The organism is Mycobacterium sp. (assembly GCF_036488105.1).
In the GTDB taxonomy this organism is placed as follows: domain Bacteria; phylum Actinomycetota; class Actinomycetes; order Mycobacteriales; family Mycobacteriaceae; genus Mycobacterium.
Map to the genome: position 1 here is coordinate 1 of NZ_DASXHW010000412.1, position 3,466 is coordinate 3,466.

A 3,466-nucleotide genomic window follows, 5' to 3' on the forward strand; every position below is an offset into this window, starting at 1 on the left:
TGTCAACCGGACACACCCTGGAGACGGCAGAACATCGCCACCCAAGAGACAAGGCTTGTCCACCCTCGTCAAGGTGAACGGCATTGAGGCGTATACGTGCTGGGACACCGGCTCAGAACTCGACGCCATCACACCCACCACTGGCAGTAGACCTCTTTAAAGAAATGCGGTAAGTTTACCCAAAAAAATCATTTTAAGAATCGCGGTGAGTTCACGGTAAAAGTCATGGTTAGATCATGGTAAGACTGAACTAGTCTTTCAAACTAATGGTCACTATTGGGCACCATTGGGGCTAGCCTCTTCGCTGCTGCCCATTCAAATATATTTCATCGGGCATTGTATATACCCTGGGCTTCTTGCCATTGCCCATTCATTCTGTTACTAAATATGGTAATTGCCCCCCCTCCATTTCTGGTATTAGGTGAGGGTGCCCCGATGGGCGGGGGGGTTATCCATATATGGTACAGCTCCAAATTTGGCAATCCAATTACCGGTTATGGAGAAAATAGACCTGGCACTGGTGGGCCAGTGGTGATATCGATTTTTGAAAATGCTCTAAAAAATACGTAAAAATACGCAAAAATTCGGCATGAAATAGAGCTCCAAGTACGCGGTAAGAGCTAAGGATTTGAATTACTAGATCTCGAGATAATCGAGTTTTAAGTCTGTTATTTCCCCCCCTCCAAACCACATATAGAAACTGGCCGATAAAAATCTACAAAAATATGCAGTATGCTCCAACATAATTATAATGATTTATCGTAATTTTATATAGCGAATAATCCTAGTAAAATCGCTCGATTTAAGCATGTTCTCCTCCTCATTTTGGTTTATAGGCATTTTCCGGTTTGGCCAAAAGAAAGGTATTTAAAAATATACAAAAATAATAGATCGAAAGATACATAGTATACGCCCTTATTGCACTTGGAATATTCGAAATAGCATCATTAGAGCACGAGATAATAGGGATACAACTTTGGTAATTTTGCTCCTTTCAATGTCATACATAGAGGATGCATAAAACTTGTTTTTTTGACGTCAATAGGGTTGTATTTAAGGATAGGAGAGTTAGCAAATTTTTAATAATTTTTATTGTGATAGGAAGACCTTCATTTTGACATGCTCTCCTCCTCATTTTCCATTTTCGGAATTTTGATAGTCTGTATTGAAAATAATTCGATAAATTCACCAAAAAATATGGAATGGAGGCGTTCTACTATAAGTATTAATGGTGCGAAGTTTCGTAGAATTCCATCCACTGGTCACTTCACAACATGTTTTGGACCTCTGGACTTGCTTGTGCAATTTTGCACACTTCATGTCGAGTCCAAAACATGTTGTGAAGTGACCAGTGGATGGAACTCCACGAAACTTTGCACCACTAATAATGAGTGTAAAACGCCTCCATTCCACATTTTTTGGTAAATTTATCGAATTGTTTTTAATACAGACTATCACAATTCCGAAAAAGGAAAATGAGGAGGAGAGCATGCCAAAATGAAGGTATTCCTACCACGATAAAAATTATTAAAAATTTGTTAACTCTTCTATCCTTAAATACAGTCCTATTAGCATTAAAAAAACAATTTTTATGCATCATCTATGTATGACACTGAAAGGAGCAAAATTACCAAAGTTGTATCTCAGTTATCTCGTGCTCTAATGATGCTATTTCAAATATTTTAAGTGCAATGAGGGCGTATACTACGTATCCTTTGATTTATTATTTTTGTATATTTTTAAATATCTTCCTTTTGGCCAAACCGGAAAATGCCTATTACCAAAATGAGGAGGAGAACATGCTTAAATCAAGCGATTTTACTGGAATTATTCACCATATAAGAGCATGATAAATCATTATAATTATGTTGGAGCATAGTACATATTTTTTTGAATTTTTATCGGCCATTTTCTATATGTGTTTTGGAGGGGGGGAAATAGCAGACTTAAAACTCGATTATCTCAAGCTCTAGTAATTCAAATTCTTAGATCTTACCACATCTTTGGGGCTCTATTTCATGCCAAATTTTTGCGCATTTTTACGTATTTTTTAGAGCATTTTCAAAAACTGATATCTCCACTGTCCCACCAGTACCAGGTCTATTATCTCCATAACCGGTAATTGGATTGCCAAATTTGGAGTTGTGCCATATATGGATACCCCACCCGCCCATCAGGGCACCCTCACCCAATGCCAGAAATGGAGGGGGCTCAATTACCATATTTAGCAAATAGAATGAATGGGCAACGGGCGGCAACAATGAAGTGGCAGTGCAGGGCGGCAGCGGGGAAGCCACATTGATTGAATGGGCAATGGTAAGGAGCCAAACCCGATATGGAAAGCATATCTGTGATGGATTGAATGGACAATGCCGAAGCAATCAAAATGAATGGGCAGTGCCAAAGCTGTATATGGTATGCCCCACGACACCCTATGCATCAGTTTGAAATGTTCCATATTAGGAAATTTTCCATATTGGGAATGGCACTTTGAATGACTGAACAGCACTAAATGTGAATTCACAATACATAGTTTGAGTCTCAAAATATACCCTGTTTGACATCTCACATTGCATCTTTGAGGTCTCATATACCCTGTTTGAGAGCTCACATACACCTTTTGAGATCTCACATTGCATCTTTGAGATCTCACATACACCATTTGAGATCTCACATACACCTTTTGAGATCTCATGTACACCTTTTGAGATCTCAAATACACCTTTTGAGATCTCAAATACACCTTTTGAGATCTCACATTGCATCTTTGAGAGCTGATATACCCTGTTTGGGATCTTACATACACCTTTTGAGATCTCACATACACCATTTGAGATCTCATATACACCTTTTGGGATCTCACATTGCATCTTTGAGATCTCACATACCCTCTTTGAGATCTCATATGCCATCTGAGATCTCAAATACACCTTTTGAGATCTCATATACCCTCTTTGAGATCTCACATACACCTTTGAGATCTCATGTATAGCTTTGGAGATCTCACATTGCATCTTTGAGATCTCACATACCCTCTTTGAGATCTCACATACACTTTTGGAGATCTCACATTCCATCTTTGAGATCTCAGATACCTTCTTTGAGAGCTCACATACCCTGTTTGAAATCTCACATACCCTGTTTGAGATCTCAAATACACCTTTTGTGATCTCACATTGCAACCTTGAGATCTCATATACCCTGTTTGAGATCTCAAACATGCACCATGAGATTCCACAAACACATTATGAGATCTCAAAAATGCATCCTGAGATCTCACACAGACATTATGAGATCTCAAAAATGCATCTTGAGATCTCACACGCACATTTTGAGACCTCAGAAGCCCATTTTGACTCTTCAAAAACACATCCTGAGCCTCAACAACACACTCTGGGATACATGCCATGAGATTTGAAAAATATGCTGTGAGATCTCAAATTGGTTTTTGAGATCTCAGAACATT

General features: G+C 38.7%; 1 protein-coding gene. It reads right to left on the reverse strand.

All coding sequences use genetic code 11. From position 1 onward, the window contains the following. Positions 1-2,459: 2,459 nt before the first annotated feature. On the reverse strand, positions 2,460-3,221 hold the full coding sequence (locus VGH54_RS21905; RefSeq protein WP_331514197.1) for a hypothetical protein: 762 nt from the start codon (positions 3,219-3,221) through the stop codon (positions 2,460-2,462). Between the last annotated feature and the right edge of the window lie 245 nt (positions 3,222-3,466).

Excerpts from the sequence above, each read along its gene's own strand:
- VGH54_RS21905 (WP_331514197.1), bottom strand. The coding sequence starts at position 3,221 with ATGTTTGAGATCTCAAACAGGGTATATGAGATCTCAAGGTTGCAATGT.